The organism is Bacillus sp. OTU2372, from assembly GCF_038440275.1.
Lineage (GTDB): Bacteria > Bacillota > Bacilli > Bacillales > Cytobacillaceae > Neobacillus > Neobacillus bataviensis_B.
In genome coordinates, this window is sequence record NZ_JASATK010000003.1 from 48,803 (window position 1) to 73,033 (window position 24,231).

The 24,231-nt window shown below is 38.8% G+C and carries 17 protein-coding genes and 1 pseudogene; all 18 read left to right on the top strand.

All coding sequences use genetic code 11. The features are described from left to right. Positions 1 to 102 precede the first annotated feature (102 nt). Positions 103 to 259 (top strand): annotated as a pseudogene (locus AAHB15_RS08045) (YdbC family protein); the annotation flags it as partial. A 310-nt stretch (positions 260 to 569) separates the two neighbouring features. Continuing rightward, a complete protein-coding gene (locus tag AAHB15_RS08050) occupies positions 570 to 1,361 on the top strand; it encodes a hypothetical protein (protein ID WP_335571230.1) in 792 nt (263 codons plus the stop codon). Between the two features lie 23 nt (positions 1,362 to 1,384). Next, on the top strand, positions 1,385 to 1,942 hold the full coding sequence (locus tag AAHB15_RS08055; RefSeq protein WP_335571229.1) for a class I SAM-dependent methyltransferase: 558 nt from the start codon (positions 1,385 to 1,387) through the stop codon (positions 1,940 to 1,942). A 218-nt stretch (positions 1,943 to 2,160) separates the two neighbouring features. After that, on the top strand, positions 2,161 to 3,099 hold the full coding sequence (locus AAHB15_RS08060) for an ABC transporter permease (protein WP_335571232.1): 939 nt from the start codon (positions 2,161 to 2,163) through the stop codon (positions 3,097 to 3,099). 14 nt (positions 3,100 to 3,113) lie between these two features. Further along, on the top strand, positions 3,114 to 4,028 hold the full coding sequence (locus tag AAHB15_RS08065; RefSeq protein WP_335571228.1) for a carbohydrate ABC transporter permease: 915 nt from the start codon (positions 3,114 to 3,116) through the stop codon (positions 4,026 to 4,028). A gap of 79 nt (positions 4,029 to 4,107) precedes the next feature. Next, the gene (locus AAHB15_RS08070; RefSeq protein ID WP_335571227.1) at positions 4,108 to 5,766 is read left to right on the top strand and encodes an ABC transporter substrate-binding protein; all 1,659 of its coding nucleotides are present in this window, start codon (positions 4,108 to 4,110) and stop codon (positions 5,764 to 5,766) included. Between the two features lie 69 nt (positions 5,767 to 5,835). Continuing rightward, positions 5,836 to 8,157, top strand: a complete 2,322-nt coding sequence (yicI, locus tag AAHB15_RS08075; RefSeq protein ID WP_335571226.1) for an alpha-xylosidase — start codon at positions 5,836 to 5,838, stop codon at positions 8,155 to 8,157. A 142-nt stretch (positions 8,158 to 8,299) separates the two neighbouring features. Continuing rightward, positions 8,300 to 10,636, top strand: a complete 2,337-nt coding sequence (locus tag AAHB15_RS08080; RefSeq protein WP_335571225.1) for a glycoside hydrolase family 95 protein — start codon at positions 8,300 to 8,302, stop codon at positions 10,634 to 10,636. 203 nt (positions 10,637 to 10,839) lie between these two features. Further along, complete coding sequence (locus tag AAHB15_RS08085; protein WP_342042143.1) at positions 10,840 to 12,630, top strand: sensor histidine kinase; 1,791 nt, start codon at positions 10,840 to 10,842, stop codon at positions 12,628 to 12,630. After that, on the top strand, positions 12,623 to 14,194 hold the full coding sequence (locus AAHB15_RS08090) for a response regulator transcription factor (protein WP_335571223.1): 1,572 nt from the start codon (positions 12,623 to 12,625) through the stop codon (positions 14,192 to 14,194). The genes AAHB15_RS08085 and AAHB15_RS08090 overlap by 8 nt, the downstream gene beginning before the upstream one ends. Positions 14,195 to 14,747: 553 nt before the next feature. After that, positions 14,748 to 15,419, top strand: a complete 672-nt coding sequence (gene rpiA / locus AAHB15_RS08095) for a ribose-5-phosphate isomerase RpiA (protein WP_342042144.1) — start codon at positions 14,748 to 14,750, stop codon at positions 15,417 to 15,419. Between the two features lie 76 nt (positions 15,420 to 15,495). Then, complete coding sequence (gene zwf / locus AAHB15_RS08100) at positions 15,496 to 17,007, top strand: glucose-6-phosphate dehydrogenase (protein ID WP_342042145.1); 1,512 nt, start codon at positions 15,496 to 15,498, stop codon at positions 17,005 to 17,007. Positions 17,008 to 17,030: 23 nt separating this feature from the next. After that, entirely contained in the window at positions 17,031 to 19,025 is a 1,995-nt protein-coding gene (gene tkt, locus AAHB15_RS08105; protein ID WP_335571219.1) for a transketolase, read from the top strand. Between the two features lie 21 nt (positions 19,026 to 19,046). Next, complete coding sequence (gnd, locus tag AAHB15_RS08110; RefSeq protein ID WP_342042146.1) at positions 19,047 to 19,946, top strand: phosphogluconate dehydrogenase (NAD(+)-dependent, decarboxylating); 900 nt, start codon at positions 19,047 to 19,049, stop codon at positions 19,944 to 19,946. Between the two features lie 30 nt (positions 19,947 to 19,976). Continuing rightward, on the top strand, positions 19,977 to 20,639 hold the full coding sequence (gene fsa / locus AAHB15_RS08115) for a fructose-6-phosphate aldolase (RefSeq protein ID WP_098531475.1): 663 nt from the start codon (positions 19,977 to 19,979) through the stop codon (positions 20,637 to 20,639). A 254-nt stretch (positions 20,640 to 20,893) separates the two neighbouring features. Next, on the top strand, positions 20,894 to 21,886 hold the full coding sequence (locus AAHB15_RS08120; protein ID WP_342042147.1) for a thiamine pyrophosphate-dependent dehydrogenase E1 component subunit alpha: 993 nt from the start codon (positions 20,894 to 20,896) through the stop codon (positions 21,884 to 21,886). A gap of 70 nt (positions 21,887 to 21,956) precedes the next feature. Further along, a complete protein-coding gene (locus AAHB15_RS08125; protein WP_342042148.1) occupies positions 21,957 to 22,985 on the top strand; it encodes an alpha-ketoacid dehydrogenase subunit beta in 1,029 nt (342 codons plus the stop codon). Positions 22,986 to 23,004: 19 nt separating this feature from the next. Next, positions 23,005 to 24,228 (top strand): dihydrolipoamide acetyltransferase family protein, encoded by a 1,224-nt coding sequence (locus tag AAHB15_RS08130; protein WP_342042149.1) that lies wholly within the window; start codon positions 23,005 to 23,007, stop codon positions 24,226 to 24,228. Positions 24,229 to 24,231: the final 3 nt, after the last annotated feature.

The window sequence follows — 24,231 nt, forward strand, 5'->3', positions numbered from 1 at the left end:
CATGATTGCCCATTCAAGGAATTTTACACCAATGCATATTTTTCCTCAGAATTTCTAATTCATACCTGGTTAATGGCGGAAAATGGTTTTAAATTAGCATAGGGTTGGAAGAAAGAACTTAATCTCATAAGTTGGATCGGACGTGAACCAAAATATGATATCCGTTTAATGGTCAGAGAATCATGAAAAAATGGGAAAAGGGTTTACATTATCTACAGAGGAAATAACCAAGTTAATAGAGAATCTTCAATTACTTTAATTCGGGTATTAAGTTGAAATGGCTGATAAGGCATCCTTTTTGGGTGCTTTTCTTATGTTTAATAAACAAATTCAAGAAAAGTGTAACGAATAATAAAATTATGTAAACTTATAAAAATTTCTTTACAGTAAAGAGGATTTTTAAATTTTATTCCCTGATTTAAACACGTTTTATATAACTAGGAAAATGCATGTACTAATAGTCTTTTTGAGCCATTCACTTTAATCATTAACTCCGATAAGATAAATAATATAAAAAATTCAAGCACGATTGAGTAACTCTTTAACTCAGTGAGGGAAAGGAGATCTTTGTGAACACAGATCAAGCTTTTGATTTTTTAAAAGCCGCGGGAGTTTCAGACGATATTTGTGTTGAAACGGTAAGACGTTGGCTGCGTGAGCGTAAAATTAAATACGAGGCTAAAGGTGCATTTCAACAAACAGACTATATACTTCAAGATACAGATCAAGCGATAAACCTATTAAATGATGCAGGTGTTTCTGCAAGTATGGGTATTCAAGTCGTTCAACGCTGGCTATATGAGGGGAAGATTCAAAAAGTAGGAAACGGAAATCAACTAACCGAATACATATCAAATGTAAAAAATCCTAAGCATTTAATCAAGCCACCTTCAGAGCAAGATAAACTAATCCGGGAATTAAGAGCAAAAGTAAAAGTTCAGGATGACCATATAAAAGAGTTAGAGGAGCTTCATAAATCGTCAGTCAAGACGATCATTCAGCAAAGAAACAAATTACAAAAAGAAATCCTCAACTTAGAGCTTGAAAAAAATGAATTACAAAAGGAAATGAGAAAAGTATTAAAAGAGAATATTGAGCTGAATAGCGAATTGTTATACTTAAAAGAAAAACTTTCTAAACAAGGGAAAAAAGTTCCTGATAGGGCCCAGACCACACCACCGGCACAAAGACTTGATTTTCGCCAAAAATTAGGGCTATCAAAAACGGCGAGTGAAAAGGAAGTTTTAACAAGATATAAAAAACTATTAAAAATAACCCACCCAGATCAAGGCGGCAATGCAGTAGTCTTTCATTATGTCAAAACGGATTATGATCAATTTAAAAATAGTTTGCAAGGATAATGGCCTATAAGATGAGGTTAAATATGGACATTCAATCAAAATGGAACAATAAACACCTGGAACGGATCGAACAACTCACCGAACCTGCATCGAATGCTAGATTAATGAAGCTAGCGGCTTATCTAAATGGGGGCAATGCACTTGATCTTGCCTGCGGTCTAGGAGGAAACAGTTTGTTTCTTTCCCGAAAGGGTTATTACGTACAAGCTATCGATATTTCAGATGTTGCGATCGCTTATTTACAGGATCAGGCTGTAAAAAATAATCTCCCAATCGATGCTCGGATGGCAGATCTTACTTCATTGGACCAAAAAAGCTATGACAACCAATCCTTTGACATGATTGTTGTCACCTATTACCTTGATCGCAGGGTTTTTCCATTGATAAAAAAGATCCTTAAAGCGGATGGTTACTTTTTCATGGAGACCTATTTTCAGGCACCCAACACTGTGAAACAAGGAGTATCTGATCAGTACAAGCTTAAGCCTAAAGAGTTGTTAAATGAGTTCGGGGAATGGCAAGTTCTTTATTATGAAGAAAACGAACACGAGGGAAGGCAAACCATCTTTTGTAGAAAATAATAGCAGTTGGTAGAAGGCACTGTCCTAAGTAGGAGGATGGTGCCATTTTTAGTTTCCAGACAGAATTACCGGTTTTATTAAATTTTTATATGATTTTTGTGTTAATTTGTTAGGTTTTAAGATTCTTTTAATTTCGATAAGATGTAATTAAATAGTAAGGAGGAGGTCAAATGAAAACGGTTTTAAAGAAAGCGGATACATTGGTACTGGAATCCCAAATGGATACGTTGATTCCAAGTAATAAGAAAAGGGGCTTTTGGAATGTGTTTTTGCAGCAAAAATATTTATATATGATGTCCATCCCTTTTGTTATTCTGGTTATCATCTTTAATTACTTGCCATTATGGGGCTGGACAATGGCTTTTCAAAATTACAAGCCTGGAATTTCATTTTCAGAACAGGAGTGGGTCGGGTTTAAAAATTTTGCCGAACTGTTCTCTGACGACAGGTTTTACTTAGTCCTTCGTAATACACTTGCGATGAGTACTTTGGGATTAGTTATCGGATTCGTGTTTCCCATTATGTTTGCTGTTCTATTAAATGAGGTAAGATTATCCTATTTTAAAAGAACGGTCCAAACCATCACTTATTTACCACACTTTGTTTCATGGGTTGTTGTTGCGGGGATTATCACAAAAATGCTCTCCATTGATGGAGGAATTGTTAATGAACTATTAGTAAATTGGGGCATTATTGATAAACCAATTCAATTTATGGCAAAAGGTGAATATTTCTGGGGAATTGTTGTTGCATCTGATTTATGGAAGGAAATGGGCTGGAATGCTATTATCTTTTTAGCAGCGATAGCAGGAATCGATTCACAGTTATACGAAGCCGCAAAAGTTGATGGAGCAGGCAGATGGAGACAAATTTGGCATGTAACCCTGCCTGGAATTCGCCCGACTATTTTAGTTCTATTAATTCTATCGATTGGACATTTAACAAGCATCGGCTTTGAAAAGCAATTTTTATTAGGAAATTCCTTAACGGTTGATTATTCAGAGGTACTTGATCTGTATGCATTAAACTACGGGATTGGCCTGGGACGTTTCTCTTATGGCACGGCAATAGGGATCTTTAATTCAGTGGTTAGTATTATCCTGCTGCTTATTGCCAATGGAATCTTTAAGCGCTTTTCAAATCAAAGTGTTATGTAAGGGGGGAGTGTACTTTGGCTAAGACAGTTTCATATGGTAGACAAAAAAAATACGATCGGCTATTTGATATTGGAAATTTTATTTTTCTTACGGTGGTTGCGATAGTTACAGTTTATCCCTTTTTAAACGTACTGGCTATTTCATTAAACGACTCCATCGATACGGTTCGCGGTGGGATCCATATTTGGCCGCGGGAATTCACATTAGACAATTACCGTGAAATATTTAAATACGATAATTTAATTACTGGTTTTATCAATTCAGCTACTCGGACAGTTATTGGAACGATTCTTGGTGTTTTATCCTCTGCTATGGTTGCGTTTACATTAAGCAGAGCCGATTTTCAGGGCCGAAAAGTGATTTCAATGATAATTGTACTAACGATGTATTTTTCAGGCGGTTTAATTCCCGGCTACATGTTAATAAGAGATTTAGGGATGATTAACACCTATTGGGTTTATATCATTCCTGGAATTGTAAACGCTTTTAATATCATTATTGTACGTTCTTTTATGGATGGGCTTCCTTACTCGCTGCAAGAATCGGCAAAAATTGATGGAGCAAATGATTTTACGATATTTTGGAAGATTATTATGCCCCTTTGTAAGCCCGTACTTGCAACCGTCGCCCTGTTTGTAGCAGTTGGTCAATGGAATTCATGGTATGATACCTATTTATTTAACAGTCAAAACCCAGCCTTAACGACTTTACAATATGAATTAATGAAAATCTTACAAAATACCAATATGGGGGCTACGGATCCAAATGCCATGAAGGGATTATCAAAGGATCAAATGGCTCAGTTTGTTTCACCCGAATCTATAAAAATGGCGATTACTATTGTAACAGTTGTACCTATCCTGATTGTGTATCCATTTGTACAAAAACATTTTGTACAAGGGATGACGATCGGAGCCGTTAAAAGCTAGGGTAATTGAGAAATTTTAGGAATTATTTGTTAACAGAGTATTCTGTAAAACAATAATAAACGATATTAGGAGGTAAAGTATGAAGCGCACTAGTAGATTTATCTTTTTATCAGTCCTCATTTTTATGCTGGTCATCACTGGCTGCAGCAAAGAAACATCCAAAGAAAAAGTAACTAAAAATAAGGATGGACAAGTGGAACTAACATTATTTAGTGCCGATCCAAACTCGCAATGGGATAATATGGAGAGCCCCGTAAGTAAAGTTATTAAAGAAAAAACAGGTGTGACTGTTAAACCTGAATTTGATGTAAACGGTGGTACTCAAAAGATTTCATTAATGGTAGCTAGTGGTGAATACCCTGATTTAATTTTCCCTAAAGGTAGTGCAGGAACGTTAGTGGAAGCAGGTGCCCTAATTGACCTTACAGATTTAATTAACAAATACGCACCAAACCTTAAGAAAATTTATGGTGACTATTTTAGCCGATTAAAGTGGAGCAATGACGACAAATCCATTTATATTTTACCAACAAGTGCGATAGATACACAGTACTTTAGTCCAAGTCACGGTGTAGGACTTCAGAATTCAGTTGTAAAAGACCTTGGTTATCCACAAATCAAGACACTAAAAGATGTTGAAAATGCCGTAAAAGCCTATAAAGAAAAATATCCAAAAATTGATGGACAAGACACAATTGGTTTATCTTTACTTGCAGATGACTGGCGCATAATGATTTCAACCACAAACCCTGCTTTCTGGGCAACTGGTGCATCAGACGATGGTGAATATTACATTGATCCTAAAACCTATAAAGCAACTATGCACTATAAACGTCCAGATGAGAGAGAATATTTCCGGTGGTTAAACCATATGAACGATATTGGTTTACTTGACCCTGAAAGCTTTGTTCAAAAATATGACCAATATATCGCAAAACTATCCTCTGGCCGTGTCCTTGCCATTACCGATGATGATTGGGAGTTCGCAGATGCCCAACGTGCATTGAAGGAACAAGGAAAGGCTGACAGAATGTTTGGTATGTACCCTGCGACTCTTACGGGTGATATGAAACAAGCAAACTTCCAAAGCAGCGGATACTTAGCTGGCTGGGGAATCGGGATTACAAAAGACTGTAAAGATCCTGTAGCTGCTATTAAATTCTTAGATTTCTTAGCTTCAGATGAAGGACAAATTCTTCAGAACTGGGGTATTGAAGGGAAAAACTATACTATTGAAAATGGCAAACGTGTAATTCCTGCTGATGAAATGCAAAAACGTAATACGGATGCTAACTATGTAAAGAAGACTGGTATTGGCGTATTAAAAGGCTGGGCACCTTCATATGGTGATGGTGTAACGGATGAAAGTGGTCAAACTTATACGATCGCATCACCAGAACAAGTAAAAGATTCATACACAGACGTAGAGAAGGAAGTATTGAAAAACTATGGTGTTGAAATGTGGAGAGATCTTTATCCGAAAGCTGAAGAGTTCACTGTAAAACCTTGGGGTGCCTCTTATAATATCCAAGTTGCAAGTGATTCGGAATTAGCTCTTATTGAGAAAAAAGCACTGGATATTGTGAAAAAGCGTATTCCTGAAGCGATTCTTGCAAAACCATCTCAGTTCGACAAAATCTATGATACTTTCCTTAAAGACCTCGATGCTGCTGGAGTAGAAAAAGCAGAAAAAGAGCGAACAAAGTTAATCAAAGATAGAGTTGAGCTCTGGAAATAATCATGTCATAAAGGAGACCCAGCATGCTTGGGTCTCTCTTCAAGAATAAAACGAGGTGTGTGAAGAATAATGAAATTTACAGATGGAAACTGGCAAATTCGTGAAGGCTTTGAGTTAATTTCTGGTGTACAATTTTTCAAAGCCATTCAACAAAATAATAGATTAAAAGTTCTTGTTGGACCAAGGGATCTCTCCGCCCGGGGCGGGCAATTGGATACACCGTTACTAACGGTAGAGTTCTCTTCTCCCCAAGAAGATAGCATCCGTGTAAAAGTTTATCACCATAAAGGTGTTAAAAAACGCGGTCCGGAATTTGAATTAAATGAGCAGCAAGGACCGGTATCCATTTCGGACACAGAAAAGGAAATTATTTTTACTAGCGGTAAAACCAGTGCGATAATAACAAAACAGGGTCCATGGGGAGTCGAGTACCAATATAATGGAAAAAAAATGACGGGCAGCGGCTTTAAAGCTATGTCCCATATAACCGATTCAAATAAAACTACTTATATGCGTGAAGAACTGAATCTAGGAGTGGGCGAATATATATACGGTTTAGGGGAGCGATTTACTTCATTTATCAAAAATGGTCAAAGTGTAGATATTTGGAATAAAGATGGTGGAACAAGTTCGGAGCAATCTTATAAAAACATACCATTTTATCTTTCAAATAAAGGATATGGCGTGTTTATCAATCATCCTGAAAATGTATCTCTGGAGGTTGCCTCTGAAAAGGTTTCAAAGGTTCAATTCAGTGTAAAAGGTGAATCACTAGAATATATCATCATTGGCGGCAAAAATCTAAAAGAAGTCATTAGTAATTATACAAGTTTAACAGGAAAACCTGCACTTCCGCCAGCTTGGTCCTTCGGCTTATGGTTATCAACCTCCTTTACAACAAATTATGATGAAAATACTGTTAATAGTTTCGTAGAAGGAATGAGTGAACGAGATATTCCATTATCGGTTTTCCACTACGATTGCTTCTGGATGGAGGCACTTCATTGGACAGACTTTGAATGGGATAAGAGTATGTTCCCAGACCCTGCCGGGATGCTCAAGCGGTTAAAAGAAAAAGGGCTGAAGATTTGTGTCTGGATTAATCCATATATTGCCCAAGAATCCATTCTTTTTGATGAAGCGGTAGAAAATGGTTATCTATTGAAAAAAGCTAATGGTGACGTTTGGCAATGGGATAAATGGCAGCCGGGAATGGGAGTCGTCGACTTCACGAATCCTGCAGCATGTGAATGGTTTGCTAGTCATTTACGTCGATTAGTGGCTATGGGAGTAGATGCATTTAAGACAGACTTTGGTGAACGGATTCCAACAGATGTGGTTTATTTTGATGGTTCTGATCCAGAAAAAATGCATAATTACTATACCTTCCTTTATAACAAAGTTGTTCATGATGTGTTAAAAGATCAGTTAGGGGAGGGCGAAGCGACATTGTTTGCACGTTCTGCTACGGCGGGTGGTCAGCAGTTCCCTGTTCATTGGGGAGGCGATTGTGATGCATCTTATGAGTCAATGGCAGAAAGCATTCGTGGAGGGCTGTCCTTAGGATTAACTGGTTTTGGTTTCTGGAGTCATGATATTGGCGGTTTTGAAAGTACGGCACCAACAGATCTTTTCAAGCGTTGGCTTGCCTTCGGTTTACTATCCAGCCACAGCCGTTTGCATGGAAGCAACTCATACCGTGTGCCATGGGCATATGACGAAGAAGCATCTGATGTTGCGCGTTTCTTTACAAAATTAAAATGCAGTTTAATGCCATATATTTATAATTCTGCCACAGATTCTGCTGTCACTGGTCTGCCTATGATGAGATCGATGATTTTAGAGTTCCCAAAAGATCCAGCGGTTGAAACGCTTGACAGACAATATATGTTGGGTGACTCTCTACTTGTTGCCCCAGTGTTTAATGAAGAAGGGGAAGCAGCATTCTACTTGCCAGAAGGCAAATGGACTCATTTATTATCAAATGAGCAGGTGGAGGGCGGTACCTGGAGACTAGAAGAAAACGATTATTTTAGTCTTCCTTTATATGTGCGGCCAAACTCGATTGTCGCATTTGGCGGAGTAAATTCAAAGCCTGACTATGATTATGCTGATGGGGTGAACCTTCATTTATTTAATCTAGACGATGAAAAAACAGCAAATTGCATAGTTCGTAATATGTCTGCTGAAGCAGAATTGGAGGTTTCTATAAGCCGCGAAGACAACAAGCTATTTGTTTCTACAAATACTAATGTAGGAAAACCATGGAGTCTAGTGGTTCGTGGTATTAAGGAAGTTTTAGAGGTTACCGATGGTGCGGTTGAAACCACTGAACTGGGTGTCAAAATTACGCCTGAAAGAGGAGTAAAAAGATTTACTATTATTCTATAAAATATAGATAGCATCTACTTTTTTAAAGGTACAATTCAATTAAGTACTTTCCGTTTTTGGTTAGTAAATAACATACAGCCTAACCTCGGAGGTATCCTCCCGAGGTTAGGGTGTATAAAAAACGGTATAAATGGAGGTTAACATGATTACCACCAATCAAAAGATCTGGAAGCTATGGTATGACAAGCCTGCAGCCAGGTGGGAGGAAGCATTGCCGCTCGGGAATGGACGACTTGGCGCTATGATTTTTGGGGGCGTTCAGAATGAACGAATTCAATTGAATGAAGACACCCTTTGGTCAGGGACTGTACAAGATAAAACCAATTATGAAGCTTATGATTATTTACATGAAGCGAGACAACTTATATTTGAGGGGAAATATGCTGAAGCAGAGCAGCTGATAGAGGCAAACATGGTCGGTGAGGATGGTGAGGCTTACCAGCCGCTTGGCGACTTGTATATCGATCATCATTTTAATGGGACAGCTTCAAACTACAAACGAGAATTAAGTTTAAACACTGGGATAGCAAAAACAGAGTACACCGTAGATGAAGCTCATTACACACGGGAAATATTTATCAGTAATCCCCATCAAGTACTTGCGGTGAGGATCCAAGCAAATCAGCCTTCCATTCATATTAGCGCTTATTTAGGCTCATTGCTTCAACATACGATCGAAGAAGCTGAAAATCAATTAACTCTCCGTGGGCGGAGCCCTATATCCGTTAAAGTCCCAAACCAAATAGAATATGACGAACATGACGGAATACAATTTATTGTCTGTCTTCAGGCAATGGCAAATGGGGGGACCGTAACTGTTCAAAATAATAAAATTGAGATTAGGGATACAGATTCTGTCATTCTCTTATTAACAGCCAACACTAATTTTACGAAATTTAATGAAAAACCAGACCCGAATCTTGAAAAAATGACGGGAGCAGCCTATCAATGGCTGAAAACGGCCACGCAAACGACTTTTGTCCAATTGAAGGACCAGCATATCCGAGATCACAGTCAGTTATTTAATCGGATAGACATTCATTTAGGAGAATCCTATCACAATCACTTACCAACGGATGTACGGCTGCAACAGTATAAAATTGAAAAAAATGATCCAGAATTGGAAGCGCTATATTTCCAATATGGAAGATATTTGCTGCTGACAAGTTCCCGTCAGGGCACACAGGCAGTAAACTTACAAGGTATTTGGAACCAATCTGTACAGCCGCCTTGGAATTGTGATTATACAACCAACATTAATGTTGAAATGAATTATTGGCCTGCAGAAGTATGTAATTTAAGTGAGTGCCATCAGCCGTTATTCGATATGATTGAAGATTTGAGCCAATCAGGGGAGAAGACCGCTTCTGAACTGTATGGTGCAAGAGGATGGGCTGTTCACCATAATGTTGATCTCTGGCGGATGTCTACACCTTCGTCAGGACAAGCCTCATGGGCATTCTGGCCGCTCGCCGGGGCATGGTTAACGAGTCACATTTGGGAGCATTACCTCTTTACTCGTGACCATCAGTTCTTAAGAGATAAGGCTTATCCCTTAATGAAAGGGGCCGCTGAATTCTTTCTTGATTGGTTAATTGAAGGTCCAAATGGTTATCTTGTTACGAATCCATCTACCTCACCGGAGAATAAGTTTTTAACAAATGAGGGACAGCCTTGTAGTGTTTCGTTTGCTTCGACGATGGACATGACACTAATTAGGGAATTGTTCTCTAATTGTATCGAAGCCTGCGGCCTGTTATCTATCGATGAAGAGTTCTGTGAACAAGTAAAGGCTGCCAAGAAACGATTAGTTCCCTTTCAAATTAATGATAAGGGACGTATTCAGGAATGGTTTAAGGATTTCCCAGAATATGAGCCAGGGCATCGGCATCTTTCCCATCTATATGGTTTATATCCAGGGAATCAAATCAACCCTAACCAGACAAAGGAATTAATGCATGCGGCAAGGAAATCTTTGGAGGCTCGGATAGAAAAAGGCGGAGGTCATACGGGATGGAGCTGTGCATGGCTGATCAACCTCTTTGCCCGCCTTCAGGACGGAGAACAGGCCTATTTATACATTCAGACCTTATTAGCCCGTTCTACCCATACAAATCTTTTTGATGATCATCCTCCCTTTCAAATCGATGGGAACTTTGGCGGTACTGCCGGTATTGCTGAAATGCTGGTGCAAAGCCATTTAGGAGGTATTGACTTACTACCGGCATTGCCAAAGAAATGGCCTAGCGGTTATATCAGGGGAATAAGGGCTAGGGGCGGATATATCATACATGTAGAGTGGGAGAATCACCGTTTGAAAAAAGCGGAAATTGTGTCGACACGATCAGGAGAGTGTCAAGTACGATACTCCCATGCACCATTAAAAATTTTGAAATCCGACGGTACGGTGTTTGAGCATCCACAAACTTTTTTTATGGAAGAAAATGAGAAGGTAATGATTACGATTCACTCTATGTAGTAAAAGGGAAATATAAATTTGAATTAATAGAATTACCCAGTTAATGCTGCAGCAAACATAAAACAGGAAAACTAACTATAATTCTACAAATGAAGACCTGTTTCGGCAGGTTTTTTAATATATCTTCAACACTATATGAATCTAGTGTATAATTTAATTAATCACCAAATTTACATATTATTCCTCATGGCGGTGGGCCTTTGTTGAAATATTTTATCAAAAAATTTAATGACCGTAATATACATTCAAAGCTGGTGTTTTCATTTTTTGTGGCAGTTATTATTCCGTTGCTTATTGTTGGATTTTATTTGACGCATGAACTTAGGACAAAGGCATTAAACGATGCCATTACTGAATCAGCCGCCAATATTGAGAGGGTAAAGAAACGAACAGCCGAAACATTGGAATCAGCTATTTATGTGGCCAACAACCTAACATTAGACCAACAATTAAAGGAGCTTGTAAATACGAGGTATACCACTAGACAGCAAGTTGTGGAGGCTTACCGAGGGTATACAGCATTCAAAACATCTCTCAATAATTTTAATGAACTTTCTAATATTCGTTTATATGTGGACAATCCCACCATGCTGAATAATTGGGAGTTTATGCCGGCAGATGACTCCATTAAGAACACTTTTTGGTATAAGTCGGCGGACAAGGCAAATGGGCTTAATGGATGGTTTTATATGCCAGATGAGACCAAAAAAAGCCGTAAGTATTTAAGCCTGGTCCGGAAAATTAATTATTTTGATTATAAGACAAGCACGACTTTAGTTATCGATGTCAATACAGATAACCTAAATACCATCCTAAATCAAGAAAGTTCACCCATCATGATTGTCGATGATAACAATAATGTTGTGGTCTCCAACCGGAAAAGTTTTATCGGAAAGAAGTTGGATCATATCATTAAAACGGACCAAAGGCTTATAGGAAATAAGGGCTCCATTCGTGGGAAAGTGAATGGCCAACAATCAGAGATTGTAGTAGATTTATTGCTTCCTGACACAAGTCTAAATGAACTAAAGTTTGTATCGGTTATTCCTAACGATACGATTTTAGCTGATGCTAATAGCTTTGTATACCTTGGAGTTACGGTTATTTTTATTAGTCTTGTAATCGCTGTCATTCTGATTTATCTCTTCTCCCAATTAATTTCTCATCGCATTGTTACCCTGAGTAATCAAATTAATGTGGTTGCAGAAGGGAATTTAGATGAAGTGATACACGTTGAGGGCAGTGATGAGATTGGGTTACTTTCTAACCGGTTGAATCGAATGGTCAGAAATATTAAAGATCTCATCACGGAGCTAGAAAAAATGCATCTTGAGAAAAATATTTTGGAGAAACGACAGCAGGAAATGAAGCTAAAAATGATGGCCAGCCAGATTAATCCACATTTCTTGTTTAATGCTTTAGAATCTATTCGTATGAAGGCCCATATAAAAGGAGAAAAGGAAATTTCCAGTGTTGTAAAGCAATTAGGAAAGTTAATGAGAAAAAGTATAGAGGTTTCTGCCGAAATGATTTATTTAAAGAAAGAAATCGAAATGGTTGTCTCCTATTTAGAAATCCAAAAGTTTCGATATGAAGACCGCCTTGAATATGAGTTAGACATAGATCCAGTATCGGAGAGCCTTTTTATTCACCCGTTGATTATCCAGCCTTTAGTAGAAAATGCTGTCATCCATGGATTAGAAGATAAGGGAAAAGGCGGAAGGGTAAGTGTCATAACCCGGGTCCTGGAAAACCATTTACAAGTCAAAGTAAAGGATAATGGTACGGGAATTAGTAAGGAGAAAATCGAGGCAATTCATAGAACACTAAACAATATCGATGACAGCAAGGAAAACAGAATTGGATTAATGAATGTTCATCAAAGATTATGTTTGACCTTTGGCAATAGCAGCGGACTTGTTATAGAGAGTGAGGTTGGCAAGGGGACATGTATTTCGTTCAGCATACCAAAAGGGGGAAACGAATATGTATAGTGTTTTAATTGTTGATGATGAACCACTGATTCGTGATGGCTTAAAAAGCTTAATACCTTGGTCTGATCATGGTTTCCAAGTAGTGGATACAGCCGTCGATGGATACGATGCACTACAAAAACTAAAAAAACATTCCATAGACTTGATGATTATAGATATTCGAATGCCGGGAATGGATGGAATACAATTAATTGAAGCGATTAGGATGACAAATTCTAACATACATTTTATTATCCTAAGTGGTTATGCAGACTTTGATTATGCACAAAAAGCCATCCGCTTTAATGTGACTGGATATTTATTAAAGCCAATTGATGAGGACGAACTTATAGAGATATTAGGGCCATTAAAAGCTAAGATGGACAAGACTAAAGAAATCATACAATTGCAAAGTCACAACCTTTCCTTTCATAAAGACAACCTGCTTAATGGATTGTTAAATACAGAAGACGCCAGGGAAAATCTTGATGTACAATCTAAAGTTGAACAATTTAAACTAGATTGGAAAAAGTTTACCTTGGTTTTAATAAAAGAACGAATTTCTACTAAACAAGACGTCAATCCCCTAAACTCTCTAAAAGAGAAATTCGAAACTACATTTGAACCGCAAAAAGGAATGGTATTTTCTAGTGAACATTATTTAGGTATTTTGTTAAAGGAATCCATAAAAACAGAAGAAAGTCAAAAAAATCTTTATGAAACCATCTCAAAAACAGCTAATAAGGTAAGTATTATTACTAGCATAAGTGAAGAATTTAGTAGTATCTATGAGGTTAAACATGCGTTTCATGAAACAAAATCTTTATTAGATCAACAATTCTTTTACAAAGAGAGTAGTGTCTTGAAAAAGGATTCCGAATTATTCATAAAGGGAAATCAACCGACTAGCATAGAGATTTTACATAATGATTTCCCTTTACAAGACTATTCTGAAAAAATCTATTATGCAATTGATATTGCTAATAACGAGGCACTTTCAGAAAGGATCCTGGAAGCAGCACAAGTAATGGTCAACTTACATTTTACAGAAGAAGAAATCAAAAAGAGATTTATTCAGTTAGTTACGAATCTTTTAAGTAAATGTTCTGTGGCAAAGCCTGGCCTCCAACGGGTAATAACGGAGGTCACAATAAGTGTGGTCGATATTCAAAATCAACCTAATTTTCAGTCACTTGTTGCTTATATCAATAAAATCTTCAGGGAAATTATCGGGAAATTAGATGTAGGGGATCAAACGGGTCAAATTAAAAAGTTAGTAGATTTTATTCATCGTAATTATCATCAGAATCTAAAGCTGGAAACCCTAGCTGATTTATTTAATTATAATAGTGCCTATTTAGGAAAACTATTTAAAAATTATACAGGGAACTATTTTAATACGTACCTTGACATAGTTAGAATGGAAAATGCCAAAGCCTTACTTTCTCAGGGGTATAAGGTTTATCAGGTAGCAGAACAAGTAGGATATACAAATGTCGATTATTTCCATAATAAGTTTAAAAAGTATATCGGTATGTCACCAACAACTTATCGAAAAAAGGAAAAAACAGAAAACACCTTTTAACTAACTTTTGAAGAGAAGCTGCTCAAAGAAATCATAGAAATGCATAAAAATTATTGAAGAAAGATAGCATGGAGACTAAACAGTGGGTATATAAAATCCACTGTTTTTTATTTCTTTGAATTTACTTAAAGGTAATTCCTTTTATTGTTTATTACTTCCAAATGATGGGCTAACCAATTTAATGGTCACCTAAAAGAGTCGGATAGAACTAGGATTTATTTTCATTATCGAATATCTTTAAAGTGAGTTATTTTTCTTGACGACAAAAAAGGGTGGGAGTATGATGGTTACGTTATTTAATATAGGTTACTTATTGTTACCTTATATAGAAAAGTTTTTTCAATAAATGAACTTTGAGGGATGTGTAAAAATGGTGGTAGTTACTTTGATGATTCATTACAGAGGAAAAAATTAGTTAAAAATGTAATGGTTGAGAAGGGCACACCTGAAAAACAAATTTTACAAATTGCAAAGGAACAAATTAAGAAACAAGGTTAAATTAAGTAGGCAAGTTTGATATCTCCAGGTCTTGAATGAAAGGGGCAAAACTTCTTTGAATGAGAAAAAAGCAGTCGGAGAAAAAGCGGCCGATTATGTAAAAGATGGAATGGTCATTGGACTTGGGACGGGTTCCACTGTATTTTATACAATCACTAAACTAGGAAGATTAGTTCAACAAGGTCTCTCTATAAAAGGCATCCCGACTTCCTTGCAGACAGAGAAATTGGCTAGAGAGTTAGGTATTCCATTGGCATCGTTTAAAGAAATAGACCATATTGATGTGGCGATAGATGGAGCCGATGAAGTAAACCCTGATTTAGCCCTTATTAAAGGCGGCGGAGGTGCCCTTTTAAGAGAGAAAATCATCGCAAAAGCAGCTAATACATTTCTGGTTGTCGCCGACTCACACAAACTGGTCGATACATTAGGAGCCTTCCCACTTCCCGTAGAAGTGGTGCCTTTTGGCATGGAAATGACACGAAAATATTTGGAAGTGCTTGGCGGTTCACCAAAGCTGCGGCAAAACAATGGCCGCCCCTATCAAACAGATAATGGGAATTATATTTTTGACTGCAGCTTCCAAAAGATTACCCATCCTGGGGAGTTAGAAAGAGACCTGAATCTCATACCTGGTGTCGTGGATAATGGGTTATTTGTTGGAATGGCAGACATCGTCATTACCTTAAATAGACAAAAGGAAATTGACATTAATATTCGAAAATAAATCGGGATTGAATTAGGGAAAATAAATCAGTAGTACAATTTATAGATAATTTTTCAATATATGAGGAGAAACAAAAATGGAATCAATGACTTTTGTATTATTTGGAGCAACGGGCGATTTAGCAAAGAGAAAAATATACCCGGCTCTTTATAATTTATATATAGATCAAAAGCTGCCAAAACGCATTTCCATTATTGGACTTGGCAGAGGAAATTTAACACATCTAGATTTTCAAGAAAAAGTAAAAGAATCAATCGTAGAGTTTTCCCGACGTTTAGAGCATGAAGCGAGCCAAATGGGGAATTTTCTAAAGGATTTTCGTTTCAGTACATTAGATGTCAATCAACCAGAGGATTATCAAAAACTGCTCAAATTGATCAAGGAAAGAGAAGAAGAACTGCAAATAGCGGAAAATCGCATGTTTTACCTGTCAGTTGCACCAGAATTCTTCGATACCATTTCGCTAAATATTAAACATAGCGGACTAGGTGCAACCAAAGGATGGAAACGATTGATCATCGAAAAACCATTTGGTCATGACCTTCAGTCAGCTAGAGAGCTTAATGAAAAACTTAGCAGGACCTTCGAAGAAGAAGAGATTTTTCGAATCGACCATTACCTAGGAAAGCCAATGGTGCAGAACCTCGAAGCGCTTGAATTTGCAAACCCCGTTCTACAGTCGATCTGGAATAAAGATCATATTGCGAATGTTCAAATTACTGCGAGTGAAACGGTTGGAGTCGAAAAAAGAGCAGGTTATTACGATCGGGCGGGTGTTATACGCGACATGGTACAAAATCATATGCTGCAAATGCTCATGATGACCGCGATGAACTTGCCTTATAAAGTAAATGCCGCTGAGATCCGAAATGAAAAACGTAAGGTAATGGAAGCCCTCCGTCCGGTAAGTAAAGAAAATGCTCAACTTCACATTGTTCGTGGACAGTACGCTTCTGGAGAGATGGATGGCAAATCAGTAGCGGGCTATCGTGAGGAGCCGGGAGTAAATCCTTTTTCTCAAACAGATACATTTGTAGCTGCACGTTTATGGATTGATAATCCATTTTGGAGTGGCGTTCCATTCTATATACGGACAGGAAAAAGAATGAAAGAAAAGTCAACTCGTATCGTTATCGAATTTAAGAACAGCTTAAAACTTGTTTATAACCAAGATGAACAAAAGATAGAGCCTAATTTATTAATCATTGAAATCAGCCCAGATGAAAATGTTACACTGCAGTTGAATAGTAAGAATCCATTAAACGGGAAAATAAATCCTGTAAGGATAAATTTTTCTTGTGAAGATTCGAAGCACAAGGGATTAGGTATTCCGGAAGCTTACGAAAGACTGATTTATGATGCGGTAATCGGGGATTCTACCTTCTTTGCACATTGGAAAGAGGTTGAATTATCTTGGGAGTGGGTACAGCCAATCCTGAATGCTTTTGAGGAAAACCGATTGCCTCTTCATGAATACCGGGCTGGTTCCTTTGGGCCTGAAGCAGCAGATTCCCTACTAGTAGAAAATGGGTTCAGATGGTGGTTGGACAATATTCAAGAAAGCAAAGAGATAGCACATCAGAATTAAAGAAGCTTTAGGAGGAAAAAGAGATGACACAAAACATTGATAACTTAGCGGTAACAACGATCCGGACATTGTCCATTGATGCGGTCAATGCGGCCAATTCTGGCCATCCGGGTCTCCCGATGGGGGCAGCACCGATGGCCTATGCATTATGGGCGAACCATTTGAATCACAATCCAAAAAATCCACACTGGTTTAACCGTGACCGATTCGTTTTATCTGCCGGGCATGGTTCCAGCTTATTATACAGCATGCTACATGTGTTCGGGTATGATGTATCGATGGATGATTTGAAGAACTTCCGAAAATTGAATAGCAAAACTCCAGGCCATCCCGAATTCGGTCATACCCCTGGTGTTGAAGCGACAACTGGTCCATTAGGACAAGGGATTGCCAATGCTGTCGGAATGGCAATGGCGGAAGCCCATCTAGCAGCCAAGTTTAATAAAGAAGGATTCCCTGTAATTGATCATTATACCTATGCATTAGTGGGGGACGGCGACCTAATGGAAGGGGTTTCCTACGAAGCGATGTCCATGGCAGGGCATATGAAGCTAGGAAAGCTGGTTGTGTTATATGATTCCAATGATATCTCCCTTGATGGTGAATTGAACGTTTCCTTCTCTGAAGATGTCAAAAAAAGAGCAGAAGCTGCCCACTGGGACTATCTAAGAGTTGAAGATGGCAACGATATTGAGGCCATTACAAAGGCGATCCAATCGGCAAAACAAAATACGGACCAGCCAAGTTTGATCGAAATCAGAACAATCATTGGTTTCGGTAGTCCGAAAGTAGCAGGAACGAATAAGGCTCATGGTGCACCGCTTGGTGCAGAAGAAGGCAAAGTGACAAAACAAGCGTATAACTGGCTTTATGAAGAGGATTTCTACGTTCCAGATGAAGTAAAAGCCCATTTTGAACAATTACAGCGTAAGGGAATCGAAACAGAACAAAGCTGGAACCAATTATTTGATTCTTATCAAAAAGAGAATCCAGAATTGGCAGAACAGTTAACTAAAGCGATTTCTGGAAAAGTCCTCATCGATGCCAACGATATATTAACGTTTGATAGCGGCAAAGCGGTATCAACGCGTGTTGCCAGCGGGGAGGCCATTAACCATTTTGTGAAATCCGTGCCAGCTATTTTTGGAGGCAGCGCAGACCTTTCTCACTCTACGATGACTGAGATTAAAGGAGAACAAATTTACGCTGTTGAATCTTACGGTGCTCGTAATGTATATTTCGGTGTCCGCGAGCATGCAATGGGTGCCGCAGCAAACGGGATGGCTTATCATGGCGGATTAAAGCCTTTTGTAAGTACATTCTTTGTGTTCAATGATTATCTTCGTCCGTCTATTCGCTTAGCGGCTTTATCCAAACTTCCGGTTATCTATGTGTTTACACATGATTCCATTGCAGTTGGGGAAGATGGTCCAACACACGAGCCAGTGGAACATTTAGCTGCTCTTCGTGCGATCCCAGGCCTAACTGTGATTAGACCAACAGATGCAAATGAAACAGCAAGTGCTTGGGCCTATGCTCTTCAACAAACAGAAGGACCAGTCGCCTTGGTTCTAAGCCGTCAAAACTTACCGGTATATAATGAAACGCAGGCCAATCTAGATAATGTATCTAAGGGTGCTTATGTATTAACCGAAACCAATTCGAACCCTAATGTAATCTTAATGGCCACTGGCTCTGAGGTCTCCTTGGCTGTTAATGCAAAGACCGAGCTTGAAAAAGAAGATATTTCAGTTCGGATTGTCGCAATGCCAAGCTGGGAATTGTTTAACAAGCAATCAGCTGATTACAAAGAGGCTGTCCTCCCTTCTTCAGTAACAAAGCGTGTGGCAATCGAAATGGGGATCCGATTAGGATGGGAACGCTATGTTGGTTTTGAAGGAAAAATCCTTTCAATTGAGTCATTCGGTGCCTCAGGAGATGGTGCATCCGTCATGAAACATTTTGGCTTTACGACTGAAAATGTCGTTCATATTACCAAAGCCGTTTTAAATAAGTAAAAAAAGCTGGGGGAATATATCATGAAAGTAGGATTAATTGGTCTAGGAAAAATGGGTTTTAACCTAGGACAAAATCTAATCGAACACAACCATGAAGTAGTAGCATTCGATGTAAACCCTAGTGCTGTGGAAGAAATGAAAAAATACGGTGCAGCAGGCGTTTCAAGCTTTAAAGAACTTGTTCAATCGTTAGATCAGCCAAGAATTCTTTGGATAATGGTTCCACACGCACATGTGGATTCCGTGATTGGTGAAATTCTTCCTTTTTTAAATGAAGGAGACATTGTCATTGAAGCAGGGAATTCCCATTATAAAGAATCTACCCAACGTTATAACGAATTGAAGGAAATTGGGGTTCATTTTATGGATGCTGGTACTTCAGGCGGCATGGAAGGTGCACGTCGTGGTGCATGCTATATGGTTGGCGGTGATCCTGAGGCTTGGAAAATCGTTGAACCTCTTTTCAGAGATACATCCGTACAAAATGGATATCTTTACGCTGGTAAAGCTGGGAGCGGCCACTTCCTAAAGATGGTTCATAATGGAATAGAATATGCCATGATGGCTGCGATAGGTGAAGGATTTGAAGTCCTTGAGAAAAGTGATTTCCATTATGATTATGAAAAAGTAGCCAGAGTTTGGAATAACGGTTCTGTCATCCGCTCATGGTTGATGGAATTAACAGAAAATGCTTTCTCAAAATATCCGAATTTGGATGAAATTAAAGGGATTATGCATTCTTCTGGTGAAGGGAAATGGACAGTTGAAACAGCCCTTGACCTTCAAACTGCGACTCCCGTTATTGCTCTTTCATTAATGATGCGTTATCGTTCTTTAGAGAATGACACCTTTACAGGAAAAGTGGTAGCCGCCTTAAGAAATCAATTTGGTGGACATGCGGTCGAAAAAGAGTCAAAATAAGTGGGTATAATATGAATTGGAGGAAATGAAATGAAATTTTTTATTGACACTGCAAATTTAGACGAAATTAAAAAGGCTTATAAAATCGGGGTTTTATCAGGTGTTACTACAAACCCTTCCCTGGTTGCTAAAGAGGGAGTTAAATTTGAAGATCGTATTGCTGAAATTTTAAATGCTGTTCCAGAAGTTGAGTCTGTTTCTGCAGAAGTAACTCCAAACGCTTTAACAGCTGAACAAATGATTGCAGAAGCAAACGAACTCATCAAAATTAATGGCGGAGATAAAAATATCACCATTAAACTTCCAATGACATTGGATGGGTTAGAGGCATGCCGCTACCTTACTAAAAAAGGTGTTAAAACAAATGTTACCCTTATTTTTACTGTCAACCAAGCGTTATTGGCAGCACGTGCTGGCGCAACCTATGTTTCCCCATTCTTGGGCCGTTTAGATGATATTAGCGAAGATGGTGTACAACTTGTTGCAAAAATTGCTGAATTGTTCCGTGTTCAAAATTTAAATTCACAAATCATTGCAGCATCCGTTCGTCACCCAGACCATGTTACTCGTGTAGCATTAGCTGGCGCTCATATTGCAACAATTCCATTTAAAGTAATTGAGCAATTATCAAAACATCCATTAACTGATCAAGGTATTGAAAAGTTTGCTGCTGATTGGAAAAATGCTCTTTAATTATTATTAAACAGTCAAAAGGGTTAGAGATCTTAAAAAGACCTCTAACCCTTTTGCTTTTATTGTATTACACATATCCTTTCTTTTATGATGATTACCTAATCACAAAGAGACAAAACGAGACATCTGTCTCGTTTTGTCTCATTTTTTATTCGTTCATTTTTGTTAAATGTTGAAATGGTCCGGTTTAAATTCTTGGCATGGTTCTTGCAACTATAAAAGTTGTAATCAATTTTTTCAGGGAGGTTGAAATAATGAGAACGTTGGAAAGCAAAGATGTAGCTTTAACTAAGGAAAAAGCACAGTGGATGTATCAAAAAATGTTAGAAATCCGTAAATTTGAGGATAGAGTCCATGAGTTATTTGCCCAAGGAATCTTGCCTGGATTTGTTCACTTATATGCTGGAGAAGAGGCAGTAGCCGTTGGGGTTTGTGCCCATTTAAATGATAAAGATAGTATTACAAGCACCCATCGCGGACATGGGCACTGTATTGCAAAAGGCTGCGATTTAAATGGTATGATGGCTGAAATTTATGGGAAAGTTACCGGGTTATGTAAAGGAAAAGGCGGATCCATGCATATTGCGGACCTTGACAAAGGGATGCTTGGGGCAAATGGAATTGTTGGCGGCGGATTTCCACTTGTATGCGGTTCAGCCCTAACTGCCAAGTATAAAAAGACAGATAATATAAGCGTTTGCTTCTTTGGCGACGGTGCTCAAAACCACGGGACATTCCATGAAGGAATTAATCTAGCTGCCATTTGGAAGCTTCCAGTTGTTTTCGTTGCAGAAAATAATGGTTATGCAGAAGCTACACCATTTTCATACGCATCCAGCTGTAAATCCATTGTGGATCGTGCGATCGGTTATAACATTCCTGGAATTAAGGTTGACGGAAAAGATGTTTTGGCTGTTTACCAGGCGGCGGAAGAAGCGGTTCAAAGAGCGCGGCGTGGTGAAGGCCCAACCCTAATTGAATGTGTGACTTATCGTAATTACGGACACTTTGAGGGCGATGCCCAGAAATACAAAACAGAGCATGAAAAAACAGAGCATAAGCAAGAAAAAGACGCCATTCTTTTATTTAGAAATCATTTATTAAATGAGCAGCTTATGGCTGAAAAAGAATTAATTTCGTTAGAAGAATCTGTCCAAGAAGCTGTTAACCAAGCGGTGAAATTTAGTGAAGAGAGTCCATATCCAAGTCCTTCGGAATTGTTAACCGATGTCTACGTTTCCTATTAATTAATGGAAACTTGCGGAAGGGGAACTAAAAAATAATTTCTGATTTTTCAATTAAAAGGAGGAATCAATCATGACTAGAAAATTGAGTATGTCAGCCGCCATAAATGAGGCGATGAAACTTGCAATGCGTAAGGACGAGAATGTCATTCTAATGGGTGAGGATGTTGCTGGTGGTGCTCAGGTCGATCATTTGCAAGATGAAGATGCATGGGGAGGTGTACTTGGGGTCACCAAAGGGCTTGTTCAGGAATTTGGACGTGAGAGAATACTAGATACACCGATTACCGAAGCAGGTTATATGGGTGCGGCAATGGCCGCTGCATCTACTGGTCTACGACCAATTGCAGAGTTAATGTTTAATGACTTTATCGGAAGTTGTTTAGATGAAGTATTAAATCAGGGAGCAAAGTTCCGCTATATGTTTGGCGGCAAGGCACAGGTTCCAGTTACAATTCGGACTATGCACGGGGCTGGATTTAGAGCGGCTGCCCAGCATTCGCAAAGTCTTTATGCATTGTTTACGGCCATTCCTGGCGTGAAAGTGGTTGTTCCATCCACGCCATATGAGGCAAAAGGATTATTACTTGCTGCGATTGAAGACAACGACCCGGTTATCTTTTTTGAAGATAAGACTCTTTATAATATGACAGGTGATGTTCCAGAAGATTATTATACAATCCCATTAGGAAAAGCAGATATCAAGCGGGAGGGAACGGACGTCACGATAGTAGCTATCGGTAAACAGGTTCATACCGCATTAGAGGCGGCTTTACAACTTTCTGCTAAAGGAATTGAAGTAGAAATTGTGGACCCTCGCAGTCTATCACCATTGGATGAAGGAACAATCCTTACCTCTGTAGAAAAAACAAACCGTTTAATCGTCATTGATGAAGCTAATCCAAGATGCAGCATCGCTACGGATATTGCGGCACTTGTGGCGGATAAGGGTTTCGATTATCTAGATGCACCAATTAAACGCATTACCGCACCACATACTCCAGTGCCGTTCTCTCCTGCACTTGAAGATCTTTATTTGCCTACACCAGAGAGAGTAGTTAGGGTAGTAACAGAGCTAGTAGGTGCACCATTAGAAGTGTAAAGGGAAGGGGAGACAAGAAATGGCAGTAGAAGTAGTCATGCCGAAACTAGGAATGGCCATGAAAGAAGGAACGGTTTCCTTATGGAACAAGGGAGTTGGGGATTCAGTTGAAAAGGGAGAACCTATTGCAAGCGTCAATTCAGAGAAAATTGAAATTGACATAGAATCTCCAGCAGAGGGAACAGTATTGAAAATTACTGTTCCCGAGGGAGAAGGGGTACCGCCTGGAACTGTCATTTGTTTTATTGGGAAACCTGGCGAAGAAGTAGCTGTTGGGCAGGCTCTAGTCCCTGATCAAAAGCCTGAAGAGGAAAATGAGGCTTCTGCAAACAAACCTGCGGAATCAATCATACCAGCCAGAAAAGCAGGGGAACGAGTGAAAATTTCCCCAATTGCTAAAAAGATGGTTGAGGCAGCTAACCTTGATATTGAGGAAATCCAGGGTTCAGGACCTGGAGGAAGGATTACCAAAGAGGACGTTCAGGAGGCATTAAAGAAGTCATCTATTCAGAAGAAAGAAAAAAGTGAAGAAAAACCGGTGGAATTGCAAGAAGAGACACAACGAGTAACTGTCAGCGGAATCCGTAAGGTTATTGCCGCACGTATGTACGATAGTTTACAAAAAACCGCTCAGTTAACCATAAATATGAAAATAGATGTAACTGAACTCATTGCTTTACAAAAACAAACAGCCGAAACCATTAAAAAGCGTTATGATCAAAAATTAACATTGACCGACTATATCGCACGAGCAGTTGTCCTTTCACTTCAACAGTATCAGCAAATGAACAGTGCTTTGATTGACGATAAAATTCATTTGTTTAAGCCTGTACATCTCGGTATGGCTGTTGCGCTGGATAGAGGCTTGGTTGTTCCGGTTATTCGTAATGCCGATACGTACAAGTTGATTGATTTGTCACGAACGATTAAAGAACTGGCACAAAAGGCAAGACAAGGGCAGCTTTCGAATGAAGAGATGCAGGGTTCCACGTTTACGATTAGTAATTTGGGTTCCTATGGTGTCGAACACTTTACACCAGTCTTAAATCCACCTGAAACAGGAATTCTAGGTGTGGGTGCTGTTTATGACACTCCAAGTTTTGTGGGTGATAAGGTAGAAAGAAGAAGCATTCTTCCGCTCAGTCTGACCTTTGACCACCGTGTGCTGGATGGTGCTCCGGCGGCAGCGTTTTTACAAACGGTGAAACAGAACTTAGAAGAGCCAATAACCATGCTTTTATAGAAA